This is a genomic window from Streptomyces sp. NPDC059398, from assembly GCF_042751845.1.
In the GTDB taxonomy this organism is placed as follows: domain Bacteria; phylum Actinomycetota; class Actinomycetes; order Streptomycetales; family Streptomycetaceae; genus Streptomyces.
Map to the genome: position 1 here is coordinate 33,472 of NZ_JBHYWP010000029.1, position 4,474 is coordinate 37,945.

Annotated in this window: 3 protein-coding genes; all 3 read left to right on the forward strand. The window is 70.3% G+C overall.

Translation table 11 applies throughout. The features are described from left to right. Positions 1 to 386: 386 nt before the first annotated feature. Genes ACFXBC_RS13560 through ACFXBC_RS13570 form a run of 3 tightly spaced genes read left to right on the forward strand, consistent with a single transcriptional unit; the run spans position 387 to position 4,351 of the window. Positions 387 to 1,163, forward strand: coding sequence for an MIP/aquaporin family protein (locus ACFXBC_RS13560; RefSeq protein ID WP_385022992.1), 777 nt, complete (start codon positions 387 to 389; stop codon positions 1,161 to 1,163). A 45-nt stretch (positions 1,164 to 1,208) separates the two neighbouring features. Then, positions 1,209 to 2,738, forward strand: coding sequence for a glycerol kinase GlpK (gene glpK / locus ACFXBC_RS13565; protein WP_385022994.1), 1,530 nt, complete (start codon positions 1,209 to 1,211; stop codon positions 2,736 to 2,738). Between the two features lie 5 nt (positions 2,739 to 2,743). Beyond that, positions 2,744 to 4,351 (forward strand): FAD-dependent oxidoreductase, encoded by a 1,608-nt coding sequence (locus ACFXBC_RS13570; protein WP_385022996.1) that lies wholly within the window; start codon positions 2,744 to 2,746, stop codon positions 4,349 to 4,351. Positions 4,352 to 4,474: the final 123 nt, after the last annotated feature.

Consider the following 4,474-nt stretch of genomic DNA (forward strand, 5'->3'; position numbering starts at 1 on the left):
CCCCCCCCCCCCCCCCCGCCCCGCGGGGGGGGCGGGGGGGCGCGAGGCCGCCCGAGCGGTAGGGCGCGCCGGGGGGGCGGGCGGTTACGCCGGGGGCCGGCGAGGGGGCGGGGCGGACGCGTTTCCGGGCGGTTTCCGACCACGCCTCCGAGGTTACCGGGGGTGCGCGGCGTATTCCTGGTCGAGTTTCACGTCACAGCCTCTTGACGTTTACCAACCACAGGACAAAACTGCCGTTCATCGGTCGGCATTGTCGAACACTTACCGGAAATACGCGTTAAGGTGTGACAGTGCCAAAGGGCCGGCAACGCCCTCACCTGAGGGCGCGGACGACCGGAGGAAACCGGTGTCCGGCTTCCCCTGGACGAAGGACAAAGGAGTCGCGGGTGTCCAGCTCCGACATCTTCATCGGCGAGACCATCGGGACCGCCGTACTCGTACTGCTCGGCGCCGGCGTGTGCGCCGCCGTCACCCTCAAGCGCTCCAAGGCCAAGGACGCGGGCTGGCTGGCCGTCACGTTCGGCTGGGGCTTCGCCGTACTGACCGCCGCCTATATCTCCACCGGCGTATCGGGCGCACATCTGAACCCCGCGGTGACCATAGGTCTGGCCGTCAAGGGCGACACCCCGTGGAGCGACGTACCGCTGTACCTCGGCTCGCAGTTGCTCGGCGCCATGATCGGCGCCGCGCTCGTCTGGGTCGCGTACTACGGCCACTTCCAGGCCCATCTCAGGGACCCGGAGATCGCCGCCCTGGAGAAGACCACCCCGAAGGACGAGCCCGGCCCCGGCCCGGTGGGCGGTGTCTTCTTCACCGCGCCCGAGATCCGCAACGTCGCGCAGAACCTGGCCACCGAGATCATCGGCACCCTGGTCCTCGTCCTGGCGATCCTGACGCAGGGGCTCAGCGCCGACGGCAAGGGCCTGAGCATCCTCGGCGCGCTGATCACCTCCCTGGTCGTCGTCTCCATCGGACTCTCGCTCGGCGGCCCGACCGGTTACGCCATCAACCCGGTCCGCGACCTCGGCCCGCGTATCGTCCACTCCCTGCTGCGGCTCCCCCACAAGGGCAGCTCGGACTGGAGCTACGCGTGGATACCCGTGGCGGGCCCCCTGATAGGCGGCGCTCTCGCAGGCGGTCTGTACAACCTCGCCTTCGCGTGAGCACCCGGCACCGTCGACCAATCCTTCAGACTTTCGGAGCACACCGTGACCACTGACGCTCACACCACCGGGCCGTTCATCGCGGCCATCGACCAGGGCACCACCTCCAGCCGCTGCATCGTCTTCGACCGGGACGGACGGATCGTCGCCGTCGACCAGAAGGAGCACGAGCAGATCTTCCCCAAGCCGGGCTGGGTCGAGCACGACGCCGCGGAGATCTGGACCAACGTCCAGGACGTCGTGGCGGGCGCGGTCGAGAAGGCCGGCATCACGGCCGACGACGTCAAGGCCATCGGCATCACCAACCAGCGCGAGACCACGCTGCTCTGGGACAAGAACACCGGTGAGCCCGTCCACAACGCCATCGTCTGGCAGGACACCCGCACCGACGCGGTCTGCCGCGAGCTCGGCCGCAATGTCGGCCAGGACCGCTTCCGCCGTGAGACCGGACTCCCGCTGGCCTCGTACTTCGCAGGACCGAAGATCCGCTGGCTGCTCGACAACGTCGAGGGGCTGCGCGAGCGCGCCGAGGCCGGCGACATCCTCTTCGGCACCATGGACTCCTGGGTCATCTGGAACCTGACGGGCGGGGTGAACGGCGGTGTCCACGTCACGGACGTCACCAACGCGTCCCGCACGCTGCTGATGAACCTCCACACGATGAAGTGGGACCCGAAGATCCTCGGCTCCATCGAGATCCCGGCGGCCGTGCTGCCGGAGATCCGCTCGTCGTCCGAGGTGTACGGCACGGCCGCGTCCGGCGTCCTGGCAGGTGTCCCGGTGGCTTCCGCGCTCGGCGACCAGCAGGCGGCCCTGTTCGGCCAGACCTGTTTCGCCGAGGGCGAGGCCAAGTCGACGTACGGCACCGGCACCTTCATGCTGATCAACACCGGTGGCACGCCGGTCAACTCGTACAACGGCCTGCTGACGACCGTCGGCTACCAGATCGGCGACCAGAAGCCGGTGTACGCCCTGGAGGGGTCGATCGCCGTCACGGGGTCGCTCGTCCAGTGGCTGCGCGACCAGATGGGCATGATCAACAGTGCCGCCGAGGTCGAGACGCTGGCCTCTTCGGTCGACGACAACGGCGGCGCGTACTTCGTGCCGGCCTTCTCCGGCCTGTTCGCCCCGTACTGGCGTCCCGACGCGCGCGGTGTGATCGCCGGTCTGACCCGCTACGTCACCAAGGCGCACATCGCCCGTGCCGTGCTCGAAGCCACCGCCTGGCAGACGCGTGAGATCAGCGACGCCATGACCAAGGACTCCGGCGTCGAGCTGACCTCGCTCAAGGTCGACGGCGGTATGACCTCCAACAACCTGCTGATGCAGACGCTCTCCGACTTCCTGGACGCACCGGTCGTGCGCCCGATGGTGGCCGAGACGACCTGCCTCGGCGCTGCCTATGCCGCCGGTCTCGCCGTCGGCTTCTGGCCGGACACCGACGCGCTGCGCGCCAACTGGCGCCGGGCCGCCGAGTGGACACCCCGGATGGACGCGGCCGTCCGTGACCGCGAGTACAAGAACTGGCTCAAGGCCGTACAGCGGACCATGGGCTGGCTCGAAAACGAGGAGTAACCAATATGACCACCCTGCAGAGCGTCCCGGCCCTCGGGACGCACCCGGCCTCCGGCTCCCTTCCGAGCCGCGCCGAGACTCGGGAGCAGCTTTCCAAGGCGACGTACGACCTCCTGGTGATCGGCGGCGGAATCCTGGGCATCTCCACCGCCTGGCACGCCGCGCAGTCCGGGCTGCGGGTGGCCCTGGTGGACGCCGGCGACTTCGCCGGCGCCACCTCGTCCGCATCCTCCAAGCTTCTGCACGGCGGCCTCCGCTACCTCCAGACGGGGGCCGTGAAGCTGGTCGCGGAGAACCACTTCGAGCGCCGCGCCGTCTCCCGTGACGTGGCCCCGCACCTGGCCAACCCGCTGACGTTCTATCTGCCGGTGTACAAGGGCGGCCCGCACGGCGCGGCCAAGCTCGGTGCGGGCGTCTTCGCCTACTCCGCGCTCTCCGCCTTCGGCGACGGTGTCGGCCATGTCATCTCCCCGGCGAAGGCGCAGCGCGATGTGCCGGAGCTGCGGACGGACAACCTCAAGGCCGTCGCGGTCTACGGCGACGACCAGATGAACGACTCCCGTATGGCCCTGATGACCGTGCGCGCCGCCGTCGAGTCCGGGGCCACCGTGCTCAACCACGCGGAGGTCACCGGGCTGCGCTTCACGCAGGGCCGGGTGACCGGCGCGGAGCTCAAGGACCGGCTCGACGGCAGCGAGTTCGGCGTCAGCGCCCGGCTCGTCCTGAACGCGACCGGACCCTGGGTCGACCACCTGCGCAAGCTGGAGGACCCGAACGCGGCGCCCTCCATCCGGCTCTCCAAGGGCGCACACCTGGTCCTGAAGCGCACCGCGCCCTGGCGTGCCGCGCTGGCGACGCCGATCGACAAGTACCGGATCACCTTCGCCCTCCCCTGGGAGGACCAGTTGCTGCTCGGGACCACCGACGAGGAGTACGAGGGCGACCCGGCCGATGTCTCGGTCAACGAGAAGGACATCGCCCAGATCCTGGACGAGGCCGCCTTCTCGGTTCGGGACCAGCAGCTCTCGCGCGATCTGATCACGTACTCCTTCGCCGGCCTCCGGGTGCTGCCCGGCGGCCCCGGTGACACCTCGAAGGCCAAGCGCGAGACGGTCGTCACCGAGGGACGCGGCGGGATGCTGTCGGTGGCGGGCGGCAAGTGGACGACCTTCCGGCACATAGGCCGTACGGTCATGAACAAGCTGGCCGCACTGCCCGGCCACCCGCTCGGCGACGACATGGAGCCGATCTCGCACCTGCCGAAGAAGCAGCCCCTGCCCGGCATCGCCAATCCGCACGCCGTCGCGCACCGGCTCCTTGTGGACGGCGGGACGCCGGGGCCGCGCATGGCGGCGGACACGGCCCGCCATCTGGCCACGCACTACGGCTCGCTCGCGTTCGACATCGCCCGGCTCGCGAACGAGGACCCGGCGCTGGGCGAGCGGGTCCACCCCGACGCCCCGGAGATCTGGGCGCAGGTCGTCTACGCACGCGACCACGAGTGGGCCGAGACGGCGGACGACGTGCTGCGCCGCCGTACGACGCTGACCATACGGGGCCTGGCCACGGACGAGGTCCGGGCGAAGGTCGAGGACGTACTCGGCAAGAAGTAGGCACCAGGAAGTAGGCACAGTGTGGTGAGGGGGGGGGGCCCGGGGGCCGCCCCCCCCAGGGGCAGCCGGGGGCGGGGGCGGGGCGGCGCCCCCGGCCCCCCGGGCGGGGCCGGGCGGGCGGGC

What these genes read in the sequence shown, in the direction of transcription:
- ACFXBC_RS13570 (WP_385022996.1), top strand. Translation starts at nt 2,744, where the DNA reads ATGACCACCCTGCAGAGCGTCCCGGCCCTCGGGACGCACCCGGCCTCC.